This is a genomic window from Castellaniella hirudinis (assembly GCF_042651965.1).
Taxonomy (GTDB): domain Bacteria; phylum Pseudomonadota; class Gammaproteobacteria; order Burkholderiales; family Burkholderiaceae_B; genus Castellaniella; species Castellaniella hirudinis.
In genome coordinates this window covers 362,036-383,417 of the sequence record NZ_JBHSDY010000001.1, presented here as the reverse complement: position 1 = coordinate 383,417, position 21,382 = coordinate 362,036, and the positions used below count along the sequence as shown (strand labels likewise).

Annotated in this window: 14 protein-coding genes; 2 read left to right on the top strand and 12 right to left on the bottom strand. The window is 70.1% G+C overall.

What is annotated here, in order from left to right; all coding sequences use genetic code 11:
* The first annotated feature begins 38 nt into the window (after positions 1-38).
* A complete protein-coding gene (locus ACFO0J_RS01885) occupies positions 39-4,730 on the top strand; it encodes a glutamate synthase-related protein (protein WP_376811365.1) in 4,692 nt (1,563 codons plus the stop codon).
* A gap of 14 nt (positions 4,731-4,744) precedes the next feature.
* Positions 4,745-6,208 carry a glutamate synthase subunit beta gene (locus ACFO0J_RS01880; RefSeq protein WP_376811364.1) on the top strand — a complete coding sequence of 488 codons (1,464 nt, stop codon included), beginning with the start codon at positions 4,745-4,747 and terminating at the stop codon, positions 6,206-6,208.
* A 350-nt stretch (positions 6,209-6,558) separates the two neighbouring features.
* Here the strand turns inward: ACFO0J_RS01880 and dhbA are convergent, their stop codons facing one another.
* From dhbA to ACFO0J_RS01820, 12 genes are all read right to left on the bottom strand, one after another.
* Positions 6,559-7,407: a 2,3-dihydro-2,3-dihydroxybenzoate dehydrogenase gene (gene dhbA, locus ACFO0J_RS01875; RefSeq protein ID WP_376811363.1), complete on the bottom strand. Its 849-nt coding sequence runs from the start codon at positions 7,405-7,407 to the stop codon at positions 6,559-6,561.
* Complete coding sequence (locus tag ACFO0J_RS01870) at positions 7,404-8,078, bottom strand: isochorismatase family protein (RefSeq protein WP_376811362.1); 675 nt, start codon at positions 8,076-8,078, stop codon at positions 7,404-7,406. The genes dhbA and ACFO0J_RS01870 overlap by 4 nt, the downstream gene beginning before the upstream one ends.
* Before the next feature lie 25 nt (positions 8,079-8,103).
* Entirely contained in the window at positions 8,104-9,306 is a 1,203-nt protein-coding gene (locus ACFO0J_RS01865) for an isochorismate synthase (protein ID WP_376811361.1), read from the bottom strand.
* 8 nt (positions 9,307-9,314) lie between these two features.
* Positions 9,315-10,442, bottom strand: a complete 1,128-nt coding sequence (locus tag ACFO0J_RS01860; RefSeq protein ID WP_376811360.1) for a YncE family protein — start codon at positions 10,440-10,442, stop codon at positions 9,315-9,317.
* Positions 10,439-14,494: an amino acid adenylation domain-containing protein gene (locus ACFO0J_RS01855; RefSeq protein ID WP_376811359.1), complete on the bottom strand. Its 4,056-nt coding sequence runs from the start codon at positions 14,492-14,494 to the stop codon at positions 10,439-10,441. Before ACFO0J_RS01855 ends, ACFO0J_RS01860 begins: the two co-directional genes overlap by 4 nt.
* Positions 14,491-14,733: a phosphopantetheine-binding protein gene (locus ACFO0J_RS01850; RefSeq protein ID WP_376811358.1), complete on the bottom strand. Its 243-nt coding sequence runs from the start codon at positions 14,731-14,733 to the stop codon at positions 14,491-14,493. Before ACFO0J_RS01850 ends, ACFO0J_RS01855 begins: the two co-directional genes overlap by 4 nt.
* Positions 14,734-14,766: 33 nt before the next feature.
* Positions 14,767-16,497: a (2,3-dihydroxybenzoyl)adenylate synthase gene (locus ACFO0J_RS01845; RefSeq protein ID WP_376811357.1), complete on the bottom strand. Its 1,731-nt coding sequence runs from the start codon at positions 16,495-16,497 to the stop codon at positions 14,767-14,769.
* A gap of 144 nt (positions 16,498-16,641) precedes the next feature.
* Complete coding sequence (locus ACFO0J_RS01840; protein ID WP_376811356.1) at positions 16,642-17,394, bottom strand: 4'-phosphopantetheinyl transferase family protein; 753 nt, start codon at positions 17,392-17,394, stop codon at positions 16,642-16,644.
* The gene (locus ACFO0J_RS01835) at positions 17,391-18,236 is read right to left on the bottom strand and encodes an alpha/beta hydrolase (protein WP_376811355.1); all 846 of its coding nucleotides are present in this window, start codon (positions 18,234-18,236) and stop codon (positions 17,391-17,393) included. Before ACFO0J_RS01835 ends, ACFO0J_RS01840 begins: the two co-directional genes overlap by 4 nt.
* The gene (locus tag ACFO0J_RS01830) at positions 18,233-19,447 is read right to left on the bottom strand and encodes an ABC transporter substrate-binding protein (RefSeq protein ID WP_376811354.1); all 1,215 of its coding nucleotides are present in this window, start codon (positions 19,445-19,447) and stop codon (positions 18,233-18,235) included. The genes ACFO0J_RS01835 and ACFO0J_RS01830 overlap by 4 nt, the downstream gene beginning before the upstream one ends.
* A 7-nt stretch (positions 19,448-19,454) precedes the next feature.
* The gene (locus ACFO0J_RS01825; RefSeq protein ID WP_376811353.1) at positions 19,455-20,240 is read right to left on the bottom strand and encodes an ABC transporter ATP-binding protein; all 786 of its coding nucleotides are present in this window, start codon (positions 20,238-20,240) and stop codon (positions 19,455-19,457) included.
* 2 nt (positions 20,241-20,242) lie between these two features.
* Positions 20,243-21,298 carry a FecCD family ABC transporter permease gene (locus ACFO0J_RS01820; protein WP_376811352.1) on the bottom strand — a complete coding sequence of 352 codons (1,056 nt, stop codon included), beginning with the start codon at positions 21,296-21,298 and terminating at the stop codon, positions 20,243-20,245.
* Positions 21,299-21,382 lie beyond the last annotated feature (84 nt).

The window sequence follows — 21,382 nt, the reverse complement described above, 5'->3', positions numbered from 1 at the left end:
AAAAAACGGCATCCGTATCCCGCCCTGCGAGTTCCGCCATGACCCACCCCGTCTCCTGTCCCCCCGGCCTGCCGGCCGCCCAGGGTCTATACCGTCCCGAACAAGAACACGACGCCTGCGGCGTCGGCTTCGTCGCCCACATCAAAGGCCACAAAAGCCACGCCATCATCCAGCAGGCCCTGAAGATCCTGGAAAACCTCGATCACCGGGGCGCCGTCGGCGCCGACGAACTCATGGGCGACGGCGCGGGCATCCTCATCCAGATCCCCGATCAGTTGTATCGCGAAGAAATGGCCGCCCAGGGCGTCACCCTGCCGCAGCCCGACGACTATGGCGTCGCCATGGTCTTCCTGCCCAAGGAAACCGCGTCTCGCCTGGCCTGTGAGCGCGAACTGGAACGCGCCGTGCGCGACGAAGGCCAGGTGGTCCTCGGGTGGCGCGACGTCCCCGTCGATTGCGACATGCAGATGTCGCCCGCCGTGCGCGCCTGTGAACCCGTCATCCGCCAGCTCTTCATCGGCCGCGGGCACGACATCATGGTGCCCGACGCCCTGGAACGCAAACTGTACGTCATCCGCAAGACCGCCAGCCACGCCATCCAGCGCATGCAGCTTGCGCATGGCCAGGAATATTTCGTGCCCTCGATCTCGGTGCGCACCGTGGTCTACAAAGGCCTGCTGCTGGCCAGCCAGGTCGGCCTGTACTACCGCGACCTGGCCGACACCCGCGCCGTGTCCGCCCTGGCCCTGGTGCATCAGCGTTTTTCCACCAACACCTTCCCCGCCTGGCCGCTGGCGCACCCCTACCGCATGATCGCCCACAATGGCGAGATCAACACCGTCAAGGGCAACTTCAACTGGCTGCGCGCCCGCGAAGGCGCAATGAGTTCCGCCGTGCTGGGCGAGGACCTGGCCAAGCTCTACCCCATCGTCTACGAAGGCCAGTCCGATACCGCCACCTTCGACAACTGTCTGGAACTGCTGGTCATGTCGGGCTATTCCCTGGCCCATGCCATGATGATCATGATCCCGGAAGCCTGGGAACAGCACGCCGACATGGACGAATCGCGGCGCGCGTTCTACGAATACCATGCCGCCCTGATGGAGCCCTGGGACGGCCCCTCCGCCGTGGCCTTCACCGACGGCCGCCAGATCGGCGCCACGCTGGACCGCAACGGCCTGCGCCCGGCGCGCTACCTGATCACCGACGACAATATGGTGGTCCTGGCCTCCGAGGCCGGCACGCTGCCGATCCCGGAACATCGCATCGTCAAGAAATGGCGCTTGCAGCCCGGCCGCATGCTGCTGATCGACCTGCAGCAGGGCCGCATCATCGAGGACGAGGAGATCAAGTCCCAACTGGCCAACGCGCACCCCTACCCGCAGTGGATCGAGCGCCTGCGCCTGAAGCTGGACGACCTGCCCGCCCTGAAGGCCGATGATTTGCCCGAGCCGTCCGCCAGCCTGCTGGATCGCCAGCAGGCCTTTGGCTGGACCCAGGAGGACTTCAAGTTCATCCTGGAACCGATGGCCAGGAACGGCGAGGAAGCGATCGGTTCCATGGGCAATGATGCGCCGCTGACCGTGCTGTCGGACCAGTCCAAGCCCTTCTACCACTATTTTCGCCAGATGTTCGCCCAGGTGACCAATCCGCCGATCGACCCGATCCGCGAACAGATGGTCATGTCGCTGGTGTCCTTCATCGGACCCAAGCCCAATCTGCTGGACATCAACAACGTCAACCCGCCGCTGCGCCTGGAGATCAACCAGCCGGTGCTGGACGCCGCCGCCATGGCCCAGTTGCGCCACATCAGCCGCCAGACGGGCGACAAGTTCCGTTGCTGTGAACTGGACATCGTCTATCCGGTGGCCTGGGGCCGCGAAGGCATCGAGGCCTGCCTGGCTTCGCTGTGCGCCACTGCGGCCGACGCGGTGCGCAGCGGCGACAACATCCTGTTGATCAGCGACCGCCGCGTGGACGCGGAGCACGTCGCCATCCCGGCGCTGCTGGCCACGTCGGCCATCCACCAGCACCTGATCCGCGCCGGCCTGCGCACCCGCACCGGCCTGATCGTGGAGACCGGCTCGGCGCGCGAAACCCACCATTTCGCGCTGCTGGGCGGCTACGGCGCCGAGGCCGTGCACCCCTGGCTGGCATTGGAAACGCTATCCCAGATGGCCGACCCTCACGCCACCGAGAACTACATCAAGGCGATCGGCAAGGGGCTGAAGAAGGTCATGTCCAAGATGGGCATCTCGACCTATATGTCCTACACCGGCGCGCAGATCTTCGAGGCGGTGGGCCTGCACAGCAGCCTGGTGAAGAAATACTTCACCGGCACGCCCAGCAACATCGAGGGCATCGACATCTTCCAGGTGGCCGAAGAAGCCCTGCGCACCCATCAGGCGGCCTTCAGCACCGATCCGGTGCTGGCCAATGCGCTGGATGCGGGCGGCGAATACGCCTTTCGCATCCGGGGCGAACAGCATCTGTGGACGCCGGATTCGATCGCCAAGCTGCAGCACGCCACGCGCGCCAATAATTATTCAACCTTCAAGGAATACGCCCAGCTCATCAACGACCAGTCGCGCCGCCACATGACGCTGCGCGGCCTGTTCGAGTTCCGCGTCGATCCGGCCCGGGCCATTCCGCTGTCGGAGGTCGAACCCGCCAAGGAAATCGTCAAGCGCTTCGCCACCGGCGCCATGTCGCTGGGCTCGATCTCGACCGAGGCGCACGCGACCCTGGCCGTGGCCATGAACCGCATCGGCGGCAAATCCAACACCGGCGAGGGCGGCGAGGACGCGCTGCGCTACCGCGCCGAGATGCGCGCGGGCAAGCCGACGGTGCGCAAGGGCGACAGCCTGGCCTCGGTGCTGGGGTCGGACCGCATCGCCGCCGACGTGCCGCTGGCCGCGGGGGATTCGCTGCGTTCGCGCATCAAGCAGGTGGCCTCGGGGCGCTTCGGCGTCACCGCCGAATACCTGTGCAGCGCCGATCAGATCCAGATCAAGATGGCCCAGGGCGCCAAGCCCGGCGAGGGCGGGCAACTGCCGGGCCACAAGGTCACGGACTACATCGCGCAATTGCGCTATTCGGTGCCGGGCGTCGGCTTGATCTCGCCCCCGCCGCACCATGACATCTATTCGATCGAGGATCTGGCACAGCTGATCCACGACCTGAAGAACGTCAACGAACGGGCTTCGGTCTCGGTGAAGCTGGTGGCGGAAGTCGGTGTCGGCACGGTGGCGACCGGCGTGGCCAAGGCCAAGGCCGACCACGTGGTGATCGCCGGCCACGACGGCGGCACGGGGGCCTCGCCCGTGTCCTCGATCAAGCACGCCGGCATTCCCTGGGAACTGGGCCTGGCCGAGACGCAGCAGACGCTGGTGTTGAACCGTTTGCGCAGCCGCATCCGCGTGCAGGCCGACGGCCAGATGAAGACCGGCCGCGACGTGGCGATCGCCGCCATGCTGGGGGCCGACGAGGTCGGTTTCGCCACGGCGCCGCTGATCGTCGAAGGCTGCATCATGATGCGCAAGTGCCACCTGAACACCTGCCCCACGGGGGTCGCGACCCAGGATCCGGTGCTGCGCAAGAAGTTCAACGGCAAGCCCGAATACGTCGTCAATTATTTCTTCTTCGTCGCCGAGGAAGTGCGCGAGATCATGGCGCAACTGGGCATCCGCACTTTTGACGAGCTGATCGGCCGCGTCGACCTGCTCGATATGCGCAAGGGCGTCGATCACTGGAAGGCGCGCGGATTGGACTTCGGCCGCATCTTCCACCAGATCGCCACCGAGGATCCGGTGCATCACACGGATGCCCAGGATCACGGCCTGTCGCACGCGCTGGACCACCAGTTGATCGAGCGCAGCAAGGCCGCGCTGGAGCGTGGCGAGAAAGTGTCCTTCATCACCCCGGTGCGCAACCGCAACCGCACCATCGGCGCCATGCTGTCGGGGGCGGTGGCCTCGCGGTACGGCCATGAAGGCCTGCCCGACGATACGATCCACATCCAGTGCAACGGCGCGGCCGGGCAGAGCTTTGGCGCCTTTCTGGCCCATGGCGTGACCCTGGACCTGGTGGGCGAGGCCAACGATTACGTCGGCAAGGGCCTGTCGGGCGGCCGCCTGATCCTGCGTTCACCCAACGATTTCCGCGGTTTCGGCCCGGATCACATCATTGCTGGCAACACGGTGCTGTACGGCGCCACCGGCGGCGAGGCGTATTTCAACGGCGTGGCCGGCGAGCGCTTCGCGGTGCGCAATTCGGGCGCTGCCACGGTGGTGGAAGGCACGGGCGATCATGGCTGCGAATACATGACCGGCGGGACGGTGGTGGTGTTGGGCGAGACGGGCCGCAATTTCGCGGCCGGCATGTCCGGCGGCATCGCCTACGTCTGGGATCCGGAGCAGGTTTTTGCGCGCCGCTGCAACACTGGCATGGTGCGTCTGGACCCGATGGAGACGGATGCCGCCCAGCGGCAGGCCGGCGAGGAGCAGTTCTGGCACGGCCTGGATCGCAACGGCCCGCGCGAGACGGACGAGGCCATCGTGCGCCGCCTGGTGGAAAACCATTTCCGCCTGACCGGCAGTTTCCGCGCCCGGGAAATCCTGGACGACTGGAACCAGGCGCGCCGCGCCTTCGTCAAGGTCACGCCGATCGAATACCGCCGCGCGCTGGGTGAACTGTGGCAGGCGGCCCAGACCCAGGCTCAGGCCGCCTGAAGGAAGAATGCATCATGGGAAAAATCACTGGTTTCATGGAATTCGCGCGGGTCAAGCCGGCCTACGAGGCGCCGGAATCCCGCTTGCGCCACTGGAAGGAGTTCGTCGCGCCGCTGACTGATGAGCAGGCCCGCGTCCAGGGCGCGCGCTGCATGGACTGCGGGGTGCCGTTCTGCACGCACGGCTGTCCGGTCAACAACATCATTCCGGACTGGAATGACCTGGTCTACCGTCAGGACTGGAAGCATGCGCTGGACGTGCTGCTGTCGACCAACAATTTTCCGGAGTTCACCGGCCGCATCTGTCCCGCGCCTTGCGAGGCGGCCTGCACGTTGAATCTGAACGACGACGCAGTGGGCATCAAGTCGATCGAGCACACGATCATCGAGCGTGGCTGGAAGGAAGGCTGGGTGGTGCCGCAGCCGCCTGCGCGCAAGACGGGCAAGCGGGTGGCGGTGGTCGGTTCCGGGCCGGCCGGCCTGGCCTGCGCGCAGCAGTTGGCGCGCGCCGGGCACAGTGTGTCGGTCTATGAAAAGAGCAATCGCATCGGCGGGCTGCTGCGCTACGGGATTCCGGATTTCAAGCTGGAGAAGTTGCACATCGACCGGCGGCTGGCGCAGATGGAGGCCGAGGGGGTGGAGTTCTTTCCCTCGACCTATGTGGGCGAGGCGGTGCACGCGGAAGACGGCTTGACGGTGGTGACGCCCGACGAGCTGCTGACGCAGCATGACGCGGTGGTGCTGGCGGGCGGATCGGAGCAGCCGCGCGATCTGCCGGTGCCGGGGCGCGAGTTGCGCGGGGTGCATTTCGCGATGGATTTTCTGCGCCAGCAGAACAAGGTCAATCATGGCGACCGCATCGCCAAGCCGATCAGCGCGAAGGGCAAGCACGTGGTGGTGATCGGCGGCGGCGATACGGGTTCGGACTGTGTGGGGACGAGCAATCGCCAGGGGGCGGCGTCGGTGACGCAGTTCGAGCTGATGTTCCGTCCGCCGGAAGAGGAGGACAAGCTGCAGACCTGGCCTTATTGGCCGATCCGGCTGCGGACGTCGTCTTCGCACGAGGAAGGCTGCCAGCGCGATTGGGCGGTGGGAACGCAGGCGTTCGAGGGCAAGGGCGGCAAGGTGGAAAAGCTGGTGGCGACGCGCCTGGAATGGCTGAAGGACAAGGCGACGGGCCAGATGAAGATGCGCGAGGTGAAGGATTCGCAATTCGAGGTGCAGGCGGATCTGGTGCTGCTGGCGATGGGGTTTGTGTCGCCGGTGCGCTCGGTGCTGGAGGCGTTCGGGGTGGAGGCGGACGGGCGCGGGAATGCGCGGGCGAACACGGACGATTACTGCAGTTCCCGGGCGAAGGTGTTTGCGGCCGGGGATATGCGGCGCGGGCAGTCGCTGGTGGTGTGGGCGATCCGCGAGGGGCGTCAGTGTGCGCGGTCGGTGGATGAGTATTTGATGGGGGCTTCGGTTCTGCCGCGTTGATTCCGTTTTAAACCCGCCGCAGCGAGGCGGTCCGTCTCTGCCGGAGGGCGTTACTTTGGGGCGCCGGGACAGGCGGGTCTGCCTCTGCCGGAGGGCCGAGCGGTCCTCCCTTCGGTCGGACTTCCCGGATCTGCCTCGTCCGCCAGAACGACGGGCGAACTCGCTGCCTGCGGCGGCTCAGACACGCCCGTCGAAGGCCTCCTGGCTCCCTTCGTCAGCATCCGGCGCCCGGCAACACCGGCGCCGCCAGACCCACCTATCCCGGCTTGCGATGTTGGCTTGCCCAGGCTTGGCAAAGAGGGCTCCGTTTTCGTTTGCGGGGCCCTTTTTGCATCTGCGTGCTACGTGGCCTACTGATCCAGCGTCGCCCCGCCGTCGACGCGCAGGTCGTGCAGGGTGATGTGGCTGGCCTGGTCGGAGAGCAGGAACAGGACGGCCTGGGCGATTTCGTCGGGGGTGGCGATCTTGGCCAGGGGGATGCCCAGGCGCCAGCGGGCGGGGTCGCCGGCGATGACGGCCTCGCGCGAGCTGCCCAGGGCCCACATGGCTTGCTGCATGGCGGTGTCGGTGGAACCGGGGGAGACGATGTTGACGCGGATGCCGTGGAGGGCCAGTTCGAGGCCCAGGCAGCGGGTGAGCTGAGTGGCGGCCGCTTTGGAGGCGGCGTAGGCGGCCATGCCGGCGCGCGGGGTGGTGGCGGCGTTGGAGCTGACGGTGACGATGGCGCCGGTGCGGCGTTCGCGCAGGCGGCGGGCGACGGCGCGGCAGAGGTGGAAGACGCCGGTGACGTTGACGTCGAAGCAGTGCGCCCATTGGGCGTCGCTCAGGTCGGCGACGTCGCCCATTTCCAGGACGCCGGCGACGCTGGCCAGGCCGTGGAGCGGTCCGAGCGCGGCTTCGGCCTGGGCGATGGTGGCTTCGACCTGGGCGGCGTCGCGTACGTCCAGGGGGGCGATCCACAGGCGGTCGGACAGGTCGGCGCCGCCTTGCGGGGCGTCCGCCGCGAGCGCGTGCAGGCGTTGCAGGCCGGTTTCGTCGAGGTCGACGGCGGAGACGCGGGCGCCTCGGGCGAGCAGTTGGCGGGCGACGGCAGCGCCGATGCCGCTGGCGGCGCCGGTGACGAGGATGTGGCGGTCGCGGAAGTCGTCCGGGTGGCGTGCAGCCGGGCTGTCGGGTCCGATGTCGGGCAGGGCGTTCATGCGGCAATCTCCGGGGTGCGCGGGCGCGTGGCGCCGGTGGCCAGGGCGTCGAGGATTTCGTCGGCGGTCAGGCTGACGCCGCAGCGGCGGGCGACGTGGGTGACGGCCATCTGGTGATCTTCCGGGCTGAAGTCGGCGCAGGCGTCGAGGGCCAGGAAGGGCTGGACGTCCTGCATGAAGGCTTCCAGTGCGGTGGCCAGGCAGCCGATGTGGGCGTAGACGCCGGTGATGATCAACTGGTCGCGGCCTTGCGCGCGCAGTCGTTCGCGCAGGTCGGATCGCTGGAAGGCGCTGTAGCGCCATTTGGTCAGCACGGTGTCTTCGGGGCGTGGCGACAGGGCGGTGACGATGCGTGCGCCGTCCTGGTGTTCCGGCGCGGTCAGGCCGGGCCCCCAGAAGTCGTTCAGCAGCGCCCGGTCGGTGTCGGGCTGTACGGGCGGCTGGGCGGTGTAGTACACGGGGATGTCCAGGTCGCGGCAGCGGTCGCGCAGACGGGCGATGGCGGCGATCAGGTCGGGGATCGGCGCCTGCGTCACGTCGTACTTGCCCAGGAAATAGTCCTGCATGTCGTGGATCAGCAGGGCGGCGCGGTGTGTCTCGGGGCGCCAGTTCACGCGGTTGCGCACGCGTTCGCGGGGCATGGCGTAGGGCGATAGGGAGGGGATGCTCATGAAACGAAACTCCAGAATGGCCTGTTCAACGGATCCCCAACGCGTCCAGGACCGTGCGCAGCTTGTTGCCGGTTTCCTGGTATTCGAGTGCGGGGACCGAGCCGGGGACGATACCTGCGCCGGCCGACAGGGTCAGCCTGCGGCCGTGGATCTGGGCGCAGCGGATGGCGACCGCCCAGGCGCCGTCTCCGGCGGCGTCGCACCAGCCCACGGCGCCGGCGAAGTAGCCGCGCTCGAAGGGTTCGAGCGCCGAGATGGCGTGCCGGGCGTCCGCCGTGGGCAGGCCGCAGACGGCGGGGGTGGGGTGCAGGGCGATGGCCAGGTCCAGGGCGCTGATGGCGGGATCGGCCAGCTCACCTTCGATCAGTGTACCCAGGTGCCAAAGTCGGGCGGTCGAGGTCAGGCCGGGCTGCGCGGGGATGTTCAGCGTGCGGCACAGCGGCCGCAGCGCGGCCTCGATGGCTTCGACCACGACGGCGTGTTCCAGCCGGTCCTTGGGTGAATCCAGCAATGCCTGGGCGATGCGGGCGTCCTCGGCGGCGTCGGGATGGCGCGCGGCCGTGCCGGCCAGGGGGTGCACCCGCACCCGGCGGCCCTCCCTGCGCACCAGCAGTTCCGGGCTGGCGCCCAGGAAATAGTCCTGGCCGTGTTCGGATACGGGCAGCGCGTAGGTGTGGCCGTGGGGACTGGCCTGCCAGAGCCGCGCCAGGACCTCGGGCAGGTCCAGGGGGCGTTCCAGTTCCAGCTCCAGGGTGCGGGACAGCACCAGCTTGCGCAGGCCGTCGTCCCGGTCCAGCCGTTCCAGCGCCGCACGCACGCTGCCTTCGTATCCGGCCTGGTCGGGATATTCCCGGCGCTGGAGGATGGCGATGCCGTGCGCAGGCGGCAGGTCGTGCGGCGCGTGAATGCGCCGCAGTGTTCGGGGCACGCGCAGCAGGGCGGGTGCCGGGCCGGCCGGATCGTAGGGCAGCAGGCCCAGCAGCAGCGGGCGTGCGCCATCCGTACCGGGCAGGCCGGCCTTGTCCGGTGCGGCCGCGTCTGCTGCGCATTGTTCGGCTGCCTGGGTGAGCAGGCGTGCGGCGCAGGCGCCCACGTCCTCGCGGGGCGTGGCCTGCAGCAGGCAGCCCCGGCCATGGAATCCCCGGCCCTGGGCGGTGAACAGGCTGTCGCCCGGCTGGAAGCCGGCCAGGGCTCCAGCGCCTGGGTCCGAGGGTGTGCGGGCGAGCATGTCCATGATCAGCGGCGGGCCTCGATGCGCACCAGGCGGTCGCCGCGCGGATCGTCCTTGCTCTTTTTCACCATCACCCAGGCATGGCCTTGAGGATCCAGCGCGACGTGGTTCGGGGCGGAGCCGGTGTCCACCTGGGCCTGGATCACGCCGTGTTCGTCCACGACGGTGACGGTGCCCGAGCCGCGATTGGCGACGTAGGCCAGGCGGTGGACCGGGTCGAAGGCGACGTTCAGCGCGCCGGCTCCGGTCGCCAGGTGCTGCAGGACCCGGCCGTCACGGGCGTCCAGCACCGTCAGGTCGCCGGATTTCTGGGACGCCACATAGATCCGCTGCGCCTGGCTGTCGATGGCGACGCCGGAGGCGCCCTGGGCGCCGGGCACGGCGTAGCGGGCGGCCTGGCGGCCCGTGGCCGTATCGATGGCGAAGACCTCGGCGGTGTTCAGGCTGACGGCGTACAGGCGCTGGTGGCCGGCGTCCAGCGCCAGGCTCATGGGCTTGGGCGCCTCGCCGGCGCCGCTCAGCGTGATGCCGGGCAGCGGTTGCAGCGTGGCGCTGTCGAACACGTGGATGACGTTGGAGGCGGGCGAGGAGACGTAGGCGCGGTGGTGCGCGGTGTCGACCAGCACGTCGCGCGCGTGCGGTGCGGCGTCGTCCGGGAACTGCTTGACCAGGGACAGGTCCGATTGCCGGTAGACGGCGACCGAGCCGCTGCGGGTGTTCGTGGTCCAGATCTGGCTGCGGTCGTCATCCACGGTCAGGCCATAGACAGCCTGCACCTGGCCATCCGTGCGGCCGGCCTGCGGAGCCGGGACGGCGGAGTCGACGACGCGCAGGCTGGCCGGGTCGAGGGCGAGCAGGCGCGATTCCTTCACCGGCGGACGGCCGATGGCGGAAGTCATGTACAGGCGCTGGGTGCGCGCGCTGTAGGCGCCTTGGTACACGCCCGGAGGCAGGTCGGCGGCCTGCGCCGAGACGGACCAGGTCGGCGCGGTCGCCGTGGGGGCCGGTGCGGCGGAAGAGGGCGTGGACGGACCGGTGGCCGCGCAGCCGGCGGCCAGGGCCAGGGCGGCGCCGGCCAGCAGGATACGGGCGCCGCGCCGCAGCGTCGGGTGGGAAATCATGTGAGTGTTCATGCGGGTTCCTCGTGCGATCGAATGGGGGGGCAATGCGGTTCAGCGGCGTCGGCGATCGGCGTCGTCGGGTCGGCTGCGCGCAGGCAGGCGTCCAGAATGGGGGCGATCCGGGCCGTTGCGGCGGCGCCCGGCAGGCCGGCGTGGGTGCTGTCCACGGCGTGGCGGGTCAGCGTGCCGACGTGCGGCTGCCACATCTCGGGGCTCAGGCCCGAATCCGCGTGGTCCAGGGCGGCCTGGAAGTGCAGCGCCGGGCCGTCATAGCGTGTGTGCCGGTGACCGCGCACCAGCCGGTTGGTGCAGCCGACGGTCTCGAAGACCGCGTCCAGCCGCGCGTCGGACAGTTCGCCCAGCGGGTGGCCCTGGGTGCGCAGAAAATCGACGACGCCGCTGCGGCTCAGGCGCTCCGGCGGCAGCGCGTCCGGGTCGGCGCCGGCGATGTGCAGCAGCGCTTTGTACAGGTCCTCGGGGGCGGGCTCGGGACGGTCCCGCCAGGCCTCGCAAGGATAGGCGTCCAGCAGGGCGACGACGCCTACGGCCCGGCCGCGCGCCTGCAATTCGGCGGCCACGGCCTGGGCCAGAATGCCGCCTACGGACCAGCCGGCCAGGTGATAGGGGCCTTCGGCCTGCAGCGACAGCACCTGGTCGGTGTAGGCCTGCGCCAGCGCGTCCAGGCTGTCGGCGGGCGGCCGGCCGTCCAGGGCCAGCGCAGAGGCCTGCAGGCCGTGAACCGTGCGTGGCGTGGGCAGGGCGCGGGCCAGGGTGCCGTAGCACCAGGACAGGCCGCCGGCCGGGTGGATGCAGAACAGCGCCGGCCGATCGGTAGACTCGCGCAGGGTCACGACGGGGCCGAAGCCGGCCTGCGAGGCCCCGGCCGTGCGCCCGTCCGCGTCCTCCAGATGGGCCGCCAGGCGCGCCACCGTGGGGTACTGGAAGATCGTGCCCAGCGACAGATCGTGGCCGTCGCGCAGCGCCAGGGCCAGGCGCGCCGCCAGCAGCGAATGTCCGCCCAGGGCGAAGAAATCGTCGTCCGCGCCCGGCAGGTCCGGCAGCCCCAGCACGGTGCGGAAGGCCTCGGCCACGCGGTGCTCCAGGCCGGTGTGCGGCGGGCGGGATGCGGTCTGTGCGGACAGTTCGGGGGCGGGCAAGGCCTTGCGGTCGAGCTTGCCGTTGGCCGTGACCGGCAGCGTCGCCAGCGGGATCCAGGCGGTCGGGATCATGTAGTCCGGCAGATGGTCAGCCATGTGGGCGGCCAGCGCATCGCGGTCAAAGGCGCGGCCGGACTCGGTGACCACGTAGGCCGCCAGCAGTGTCCGGCCGGGCTGGTCTTCGCGGGCCAGCACGGCGGCCTGGGCGACGTTCGGATGGGCGGCCAGCACGGCCTCGATTTCGCCCAGTTCGATGCGCTGGCCGCGCAGTTTGACCTGGTGGTCCAGGCGGCCCAGATAGACCACGGCGCAGTCTTCGCGCAGCGTGGCCAGGTCGCCGGTGGCGTACAGGCGCTCGTCCGGCAGGCCGGGCGGGGCTGCGATGAAGCGTTCGGCCGTCAGGTCGGGGCGGCCCAGGTAGCCGGTCGCCAGTTGGCGGCCGCCCAGGTAGAGCTGGCCGGGCGTGCCGGGCGGCACGGGCCGCAGACGCCCGTCCAGCACGTGCAGCCGGGTGTTCCAGACCGGCAGGCCGATGGGCACCGGCCGGCTGTCGTCGTCCGCGTCGGCCGGCCAGTACGACACGTCCACGGCGGCCTCGGTCGGGCCGTACAGATTGTGCAGTTCCGACCGGATCGTGCGGTGGAAGCGGTCGCGCAGGGCGGCGGGCAGCGCCTCGCCGCTGCAGAACACCAGCCGGGCCTCCAGGCCGCGCGCGGCGGGCTCGTCCAGCACGGCGGCCAGCATGGACGGTACGAAGTGCAGCACGGTGATGCGGTGCGCGCGCATCAGGCGGCACAGCCAGGCCGGGTCGCGGTGCGCGTCGGGCGGGGCGACCACCAGGCGGGCGCCGCTCAGGAAGGGCAGAAACAGTTCCCAGACGGACACGTCGAAGGTCGCCGGGGTCTTTTGCAGGATGCGATCCTCCGGACCGATGGCGTAGTGCGCGCGCATCCATTCCAGCCGGTTGACGATGGCTGCATGGGGCACGATCACGCCCTTGGGGGCGCCGGTCGAGCCGGAGGTGTAGATCACATAGGCCGGGTCCTCGGGGCCGGCGGGCGGCGATTCGGGGGCGTCAGGAGGGGCCCCCTCCCCCAGCGTTTCCGCCGCCAGCGGCCGGGTGTCCAGGCCGTCGCAGAGTTCGGCGGGGCCGATCAGGATGCGGGCGTGCGCGTCAGTCAGGATGCCGCGCAGGCGCGCGGCCGGCTGGCGCGGGTCCAGGGGCAGGTAGGCCGCGCCGCTGCGCAGGATCGCCAGCAGGCACAGCACGCGCCGCGCCGAACGCGGCAGGGCCACGGCCGCCAGGACGCCGGGGGCGGCGCCCAGGGCGCACAGGCGACTGGCTGCGCGCGCCGTCCAGGCGTCGATCTCGGCGTAAGTCCAGGCGCCTGTTTCGTCTTCCAGGCCGACGCGGCCCGGCTCGGCGCGCAGGCGGTCGCGGATGCGCGACCAGAGCGTGCCGTCGGGCACGGGATGTGCGGTGCGGTTGGGCGCCAGCACCCAGCGTGCGTGCTCGTCCGCCGTCAATGTGGGGACGTCCGCCAGTCGGGGGGCGGACAGTGCCGCAGCCAGGAAGGCCGTCAGGCGCTGCAGGTGGGCCTGGACCGGAGCCGGGGCATACAGGGCAGGGTTGGCTTCCAGTTCGATGCGCAGGCCGCCGCCGTCGGGCGCGGCACGGAAACTGATCGTCAGGTCCTCGACCGGACCGGTGCACAGCACGGCCTGAGTGGCGTCCAGGCCGGCGGCCGCGTAGGGCGCGTCGAAGGGCAGGACGTTCAGGATCGGGCCGTGCAGGCGCGGCAGGCCGCCCGGCAGCGCCAGGTCGCGGCGCAAGTGCTCGGCGCGGTAGCGGTGGTGGCGCCGCAGGCCGCGCAGCGCGCGGGCGGCGTCTCGCAGGGTGTCGGCCAGCGGGGCGTCCTCGTCCGGGGTCCAGGCCCAGGGCAGCACGTTCATCACGGTCGATACCGCCCGGGCGCTTTTGCTGCCCAGGCGGCCCATGGCGGGCACGCCCGTCACGCAGGCGGACGGCCCCAGGTGGCGGGCCACATAGGCGGCCCCCAGGGCGGTGAGGATGTCGGGCCAACTGACCTCGGTGGCGGCTTCAAGGGCCTGCAGCGCCTCGACCAGCATGGGGGGCGCGTCGAGCTCCAGGCGCAGGCAGTGGTGGGCGCTCAGGGCGGATCCGGCGGCCAGGCTGGCGGCGGGCACGTGGTCCGCGCATTGTGTCCGCCAGAATGCGCGGGCCTGTTCCCGCTTCGGATCGGCGCGCCAGGCGCGGTCCTCGTCCCAGACCGGTGTCAGCGGCGCCAGCGGCGGTTCCCGGTCGGCGGCGTTTTCGCCCAGCGCCCGGTACAGGCGGATGGCGCGGCCTTCGATCAAGGCCATGCCGTAGCCGTCGGCGGCCAGATGGTGCACACGCTGGTACCACAGCGTCAGGGCCGGGCCGCACTGGAACAGGATCTGGCGCGACAGCGCGTCATGCACGGGATCCACGGGGCGCTGCAGGTCTTCCCGGATCCAGTCGTTTGCGTGTGCGTGCGCCTGCGTTTCCGGCAGATGGCGCAGGTCGCGGATCTCCAGGCGCGGCGCGCGCGTGGGGGTGATGCGTTGTACGGGACCGTCGGGGCGGTCCTCGAAGCGCAGGGCCAGGGATTCGGCCTCGGCCAGCGCCTGGTTCACGGCCTGCTCGAAGCGCGCCACGTCCAGCGCGCCGCGCAGGGTCGTGCAATGCGCCGGGTTGAAGATAGGATTGGCCGGGTCCAGGCGCTGGGCGTACCACAGGCCCTCCTGGGCTTCGGTCAGCGGCGACCAGCCTGGATCGGCGCACGGTGCGTCCGTGGTGGTCGGCGTGGCGTCCGGCATTGCCTGCACTGTGGCGTCGCGTGTGGGGGCGGCGGTGCCGCTCATGCGCCGTGCGCCTGGCCGCGCGCTACGATCGCCCACCAGTGCGCCAGGGTGGCATCGGCGGCCAGATCGGCGAACTCCATCTGCGCGCCGGCTTCGCGCCACTGCGCCGCGAGCTTCATCAGGCGCATGGAATCCAGGCCCAGGTCCATCAGGTTGTCGTCGTCCAGGATGTCTTCGGGCGATTCATGCAGCATGCGCGCGATGTCGGCGCGCATGGATTCGAGGCTGAGGGTGCTCATATCGGTGTTTCGGTTCGGTGAAAGAGAGCCGGTTCACTGCGCCGCGGCGCGTTCCTGCTCCAGCAGTTGGGCGCGCAACTGGGCGCGCAGGGCCTTGCGGCTGATCTTCATCGCGGCGGTGGACGCGAAGGCGTCCACGAACACGATCTGGTCGGGGACCTTGAAGTCGGCGATGCCGCGCGCGCGGATCCAGCGCTTCAGGTCCGCCGGACGGGGGCGGTCGCCCTTGGGGATGATGAAGGCGCAACTGCGCTCGCCCAGGTATTCGTCCGGCACCGACACCACGGCGGCGTCGAAGACCTGCGGGTGCGACAGCAGATGGTCCTCGATTTCCTCGGCGGAGATCTTTTCGCCGGCGCGGTTGATGTGGTCGCCCGCGCGGCCCTGGACTTCCAGATAGCCTTCGGGCGTCATGCGCACCACGTCGCCGGTGCGGTAGTAGCCGTCCTCGGTGAAGGCGCGCGCATTGGCCGATGGATTGTCGTGATAGGCGCGGATCGTGTAGGGGCCGCGTGTCAGCAGGTGGCCCGTCTGGCCCGGTTCGACCGGCCGGCCCTCGTCGTCCAGGATCAGGATTTCGTCGTCCGGGCTGATAGGGCGGCCCTGGGTGTGGATGATCAACTCGTCCGGGTCGTCCAGGCGGGTGTAGTTCACCAGCCCTTCGGCCATGCCGAAGACCTGCTGCAGCGTGGCGCCCAGCGTCGGGCGCACCCGGCGGGCGATCTCGGCCGACAGCTTGGCGCCGCCCACCTGGATGGCGCGCAGGCTGCCCAGGTCGCGCCCCGAGGCGGGGGCGCGGTCCAGCCATTGCAGCAGCAGCGGCGGCACCAGGCTGGTGACCGTGACGCGTTCGCGCTCGACCAGGGCAAAGCACGATTCCGGGTCGGGCGAGGGGCTCAGCACCACGCGGCCGCCCGCGTACAGCGTGCCCAGGAAGCCGGGCGAGCTCATGGGGAAATTGTGCGCGATCGGCAGCGCGCCGAGGAACACGGTGTCCGCGTCCAGCCCGCAGATGCGAGCCGATTCGCGCAGGGTGTAGATGTAGTCGTCGTGCGTGCGCGGGATCAGCTTCGACAGCCCCGTGCTGCCGCCGGAGATCTGCAGAAAGGCCACGTCCGAACCTTGCGAGGCGCTGGCCGGGACGGCGGAGCCGTCCGCGGCGTAGAGCGCGCTCAGACGTGGAAAAGGATCGGCGGCCGGCTCGGCGGCCGTTGTGGCGCCGGGCGTGCTCGCCGTGGGCCCGGCGATCCAGACGTGTTCGACGCGCGCTTGGCGGGCCTGCAGCTCGCGGGCCAGCGCCGTGTAGTCGAAGCCGGCGTGCGCGGCGGCGGCCACGTAGGCGCGCGCGCCCGATCCCTGGGCGAAGTGCTCGATTTCCGTGATGCGGTGCGCGGGCAGGGCGTAGACCGGGATCAGGCCGGCGCGAAACAGCCCCATGACGACGGCGATGAAGTCGGGGACATTGGGCAGGTGCACCAGCACGCGGTCGCCTGGCTGCAGTCCGGCATCCAGGAAGCCGGCCGCCAGGGCGCCGGCGCGACGGTCCAGTTCGGCGTAGGTCCAGCGCTGGTCGCCGCCGATCACGGCCGGGCGGTCCGGGTGGGCGGTGGCGCGTTCGCGCAGCCAGGCGCCGAAGGTTTCGTTGCGCCAGTGGCCGGCTGCCCGGTAGCGGGCGGCGAAGTCGTCAGGCCAGATCTGGATGGGATGGGGCGGCTCGGCGGATGCGCCGCCGGCGGGAGCGAGGGTAGGAGGGGCCGTCGTCATGATTCAGACGTTGAGATTCTGCGCATGATAATGAGAATGATTATAGTATATGAGCATGCGGGAACCAACCCGCGCCTGCGGTCTGCCCTCAGATGCGGGGCCGGACCGGGCGCATGTGTCAGGTCCGGTCGACGGCCTCGATGGTCAGCCCTGTGCCTCGATCCAGTCGGCCAGCGCCAGCGTCTTCAGCGTCCGGGCGTTGTGAGGCGGCAGGCCCGACAGGCACAGGGCGGCGCAATGGCCAGGTGCGGTCCGCAGGCGCTGCACCCACAGCCCCTCGACCGCAGGGTGTCCCAAGGCCTGTGCCCAGCCTGTCGCGTCGGGGGTTGCGAGCCGCAGCGCGCCGGGTTCGACGGTCAGTCCCAGGCCGCAGGTCTTGAGGACCGCCTCGCGGCGGACCCAATGCGCGCAGAAAACGCGGGGATCGGGCGTGGCATCGGATGTGCCGGTGACCATCCGCCACAGGTCCGCGCTCACGCGGTCCGGGCAGTGCTCCACGTCCACGCCCAGAGGCTGCGGTCCGATGCCGACCAGGATCAGGTCGCCGCTGTGCGCGATGTTGAAATGCCAGGCGGGGTCGGGTCCGGCGAGCATCGGCTTGCCGTGCGGCCCCGTGGTCAGGGGGACCGCCCCGGGCGCCAGACCCAGGCGCAGACCCAGCAGGCGGCGGGCCAGGGCGCGTCCGGTCAGACTGCGCAGGCGGTCTTCGGGACGCCGCAAGCGGGTGATCCAGTGCCATTCGGCCTCGGGCAGGTCCTGGCGCAGGCGTATGGCCCCGGCTTCGTCCGGCAGCCCTTGGGACAGGGTCAACTGGTACGGGGCGTCGCTGTCCGTGGCGGGCGCAGGGCCGCTCTGCGTCCAGGGCGCGCCGCCCGCCGCGGCATTGCGCGCCGTCATGTCGCCGCGAGCGTCAGCGCCCGCTGTGCGCTGGCCTGCAGCGCATCGCCGTGTCCCGCGCCGTCCAGGGGTTCCAGGATGCAGTCCAGCCAGGGGATGTCCGCCAGGCGTTCGCGCAGGGCTTCCAGCCGGGGCAGGGTTGGGACGCCGTCGGCCGGGCGGCGCGGGCGCGTGGGGTCGGGCGGCAGGGGATGCCAGCGTTCGTCCGTGCCGGCCATGAGCGTCAGGCGGATCGGGCCGGTTGGTCGTGCGCGCGGGAGCTCATCGAGCAGGGCTTCGATCCTGCCCTCGTGCCACCAGAGCGAGGGGCTGGCGCAAAAGAGGCGGGCGAAACGCCCGGGGTGGCGGACCAGTGCGTAGAGCGCGCATAAGCCGCCGTAGGAATGGCCGTACAAGCTCAGGCGGGCCGGGTCCAGAGGCGCCTGAGTCGCCGCCCAGGCCAGCATGGGACCGAGCAGCGTATCCAGGAATGCATCCGCGCCGCCGCACTGCCATTCGGGCCGGCGCGGGTCGGGCCAGCGGCCGCCGTCGGGTGCCGGGGGCGTGAAGTCCAGCGCGCGTTGCGCCAGGGCCTGCGCCTGGGGTAAAGCCCGGGATGCGGCTGATGCGCCTGGCCGGCTCCAGCGGGGCAGGACCGGACCGTGCAGGCCGCCGTGGCTTGGGATCAGCACCGCGCAGGCTGCCGCGCCCTCGGGCGGCGGGTCCAGGGGCCAGACCCAGTCCCCGTCCAGCAAGACCAGCAGCGGCCAGCCGTCCCGGGGCGGTGTTCCGGCCGGGATGTGCAGGCGCAGGCGGCGCGCATCGGGCGTACCGCTCGCCAGCACGGCTTCCCGCAGACTCATGATTGCGGGTCGGGCGTCCGTGGCGCCGCTCCGGGGGCGGTTCCGGTTTCAGCCGAGGGGGCGCGCAGATCGACCAGATAGGTGCCTTCCAGCGGGACCGCCAGGAACCGTTCGTTGATCTCGCGCAGCGTCGCGGCCGGGTCCACGTCGGCGAAGCGGTCCGGATGGGTCCAGTGGGCCAGGGCTTCGATGAACACCACATGCAGCGGCGAATCGTTGAAGGCGTGCCAGATGCCGTGGCTGTTGCCCGAGCGCACGGCGGGCAGCGCGCCCAGGCGGTTGGATTCGATCAGGCGCGCCAGGCTGGCGCGGGCATCGGCCTCGTCCACTCCGGCGCCGATCGCCAGGCCCTTGCCCGACTGCGAGCCGGTGCCGGTGGCGACGTAGACCTGGGGCGCGCGCGCGTTGATGTATTCGAAATTCAGCTTGCCCGTGGCGCTTTTCAGCACGTCGGCGCCGATGTTGCGGCCGCCCGCGTAGGTGATCATGTCGTTGAAGGTGCCCGTGCCCGGCGAGCTGCAGCAATCCAGGGCGCCCGCGTGCGCGTGGACGAAGACCGGCGGGCGTTGATCCGCGGGCAGGTCCGCCAGCCGCTCGGCGACGGCGTGCATGTGCTTTTGATAGAAGGCGATGAACGCCTCGGTCCGCTCCGGCTGGCCGATGGCCTGTCCCAGGGCGCGCAGGCTGGGCACGGTGTTTTCCATCGGCTGGATGAAGAAGTCGATCACGATCACCGGCACTCCGGCGGCTTCCAGACTGCCGATCAACGGTGATTCGCTGGCGGCCTGACCCGGTGCGAGGCCGGCGAAGGTGGCGGTCATGACCACCAGGTCGGGACGCAGGGCCAGCGTGCTTTCCACCGAGAACGAATCCGGTGTGTGGCGCCCCACGACCGGGACCTGCGCCAGAGAGGGAAAGCGCTTCAGGGCAGCCTGGTAGTCCGGCGCGAACGAGGTGCGCAGTTCGTCCGACCAGCCTGCCAGCAAGGCGGCCGGGTCCGGCGCCAGCAGGGACAGCACCTGGAAATGCCGGGCCTGCGCCAGCACGACGCGGTGCGCGGGCGCGGGCAGCGTCACCTGGCGGCCCAGGACGTCGGTGACCTGGATGGGGGCGGCCGTCGCCGCGCCGGCCAGGCAGGCCAGGGCCAGCGGCAGGGCGCGCAGGAAAGCCAGGACGTTCAGGCAATTCAGGAAGGAGGACAGGGTTTTCATCTCGGACTCAGGATGCCGGGGCGCAGAGCCCGTCGATCAGCACATGGGACAGCCCGCGCGAGCAGGTCTCGACCCGGGCGTTGACCTGGTAGACGTCGGCCAGGGATGCGGCGGTGATGACGTGATCCGGACGGCCGTGGCCGACCAGCTCGCCGGCGCGGATCAACAGGGCTTCGTCGCTGCGCTGCAGGGCGATGTTCAGGTCGTGCAGCACGATCAGCGTGGTCAGGCCGTGCTCACGGGTTTCCTGGGCCAGCAGGTCCATCACGTGGCATTGGTAGTTCAGGTCCAGGGCGGACAGGGGTTCGTCCAGCAGCAGCAGGCGCGGCGTGCGGATCAGCGCCTGGGCCAGGCCCACCAGTTGTTTCTGGCCTCCGGACAACTGGTCCAGGTAGTGCATGGCCAGATGTTCGATGCCCAGGCGCCCGAGCACGTCCAGAATGCGCTGCGGACTCACGGCCTGGGCGTGCGGATCCAGGTCCGAGGCGCGTGCAGCCACCATGACGGACTCGAAGACCCGCAGGTGCACGGCCGCCGGCAGGGACTGCGGCAGGTAGACCACGCGCTGGGCGCGGCGCTCGAAGGACAGCTTCGTCAGGTCCTGGTCGTCCAGCACCACCTGGCCGTGCGTGACTTTCAGCAGACCGGCCAGGGCTTTCAACAGCGTCGACTTGCCGCTGCCGTTGGGGCCCAGCAGGGATACCACCCGGCCGGGCAGCAGCGGCCCGGCGGACAGGTCGTGGATGATGGGGCGGCGGCCGTAGGCGACCGACAGGTCCTGGATCTGCAGCATGGTTATTTCATTTGGCGGCGCAGCACGACCGCGAGGAAGAACGGCACCCCGACCAGCGAGGTGACGATACCCACCGGCACGATGATGCCGGGCACGATGTTCTTGGACGCGATCGAGGCCAGCGACAGAATCGTCCCGCCCACCAGTGCGCTGCCCGGCAGGTAGAACCGGTGATCCTCGCCGAACAGGCGGCGCGCGATGTGCGGCGCGATCAGCCCGATGAAGCCGATGGTGCCGACAAAGGACACGGCCAGCGCGGCCAGCACGCTGATGCGCACCAGCGCCGTCAGCCGCAGGCGCGGCACGTCGATGCCGAAGCTGGCGGCGCGGTCCTCGCCCAGGCGCAGCGCGGTCAGCTTCCAGGTGTCGCGCAGCGACAGCGGCAGCAGCAGGGCAAAGACCAGCAGCAGGATGCCGACTTTCGGCCAGGACGAGCGCGCCAGGCTGCCCATGGTCCAGAACACCAGGCCTTGCAGGGCTTCGGCGCTGGCGACGAACTGCACCAGCGACACCGCCGCGTTGAAGGAGAACACCAGCGCAATGCCGAACAGCACCAGTCCGGACGTGCTCATCGAGCCCCAGCGCGCCACCGCGTCCAGCAACAGCGCCGACACCAGCGCAAAGACGAAAGCGTTGGCGGCGATGGTCCAGGATTGCGGCACGCCCGGCAGCGACAGGCCCAGCACGATCGCCAGCGACGCCCCGAAGGCCGCCGCCGAGGAAAGCCCCAGCGTGAAGGGGCTGGCCAGCGGATTGTTCAGGATGGTCTGCATTTCGCCGCCCGCCAGGCCCAGAGCCAGGCCCACCGCCACCGCCATCAAAGCGTAGGGCAGGCGGATGTCCCAGACGATGACGCGGGTGGTCGGGTCGGCCTGATCAGGATGGAACAGCGCGTGGCTCAGGTCCGCCCAGCCCAGGCCCGACGGTCCGAGCATGAAATCCGCCAGGATCGAAGCCAGGATGATGACCGACAGCAGTGCGACCAGCAGCCAGCGGCGGCGCAGCATGCGCCGATAGTCCAGCAGAACCGGGGTGGTGGGTGTCAGTGAGGCATCCATGGAATTTGAGTGGCGGGCGGAAAATCCGGTCGGGCGGATCGGGGAAGCAGGGTTAGAATGAGAACCGTTTGCGATTGCATCAGT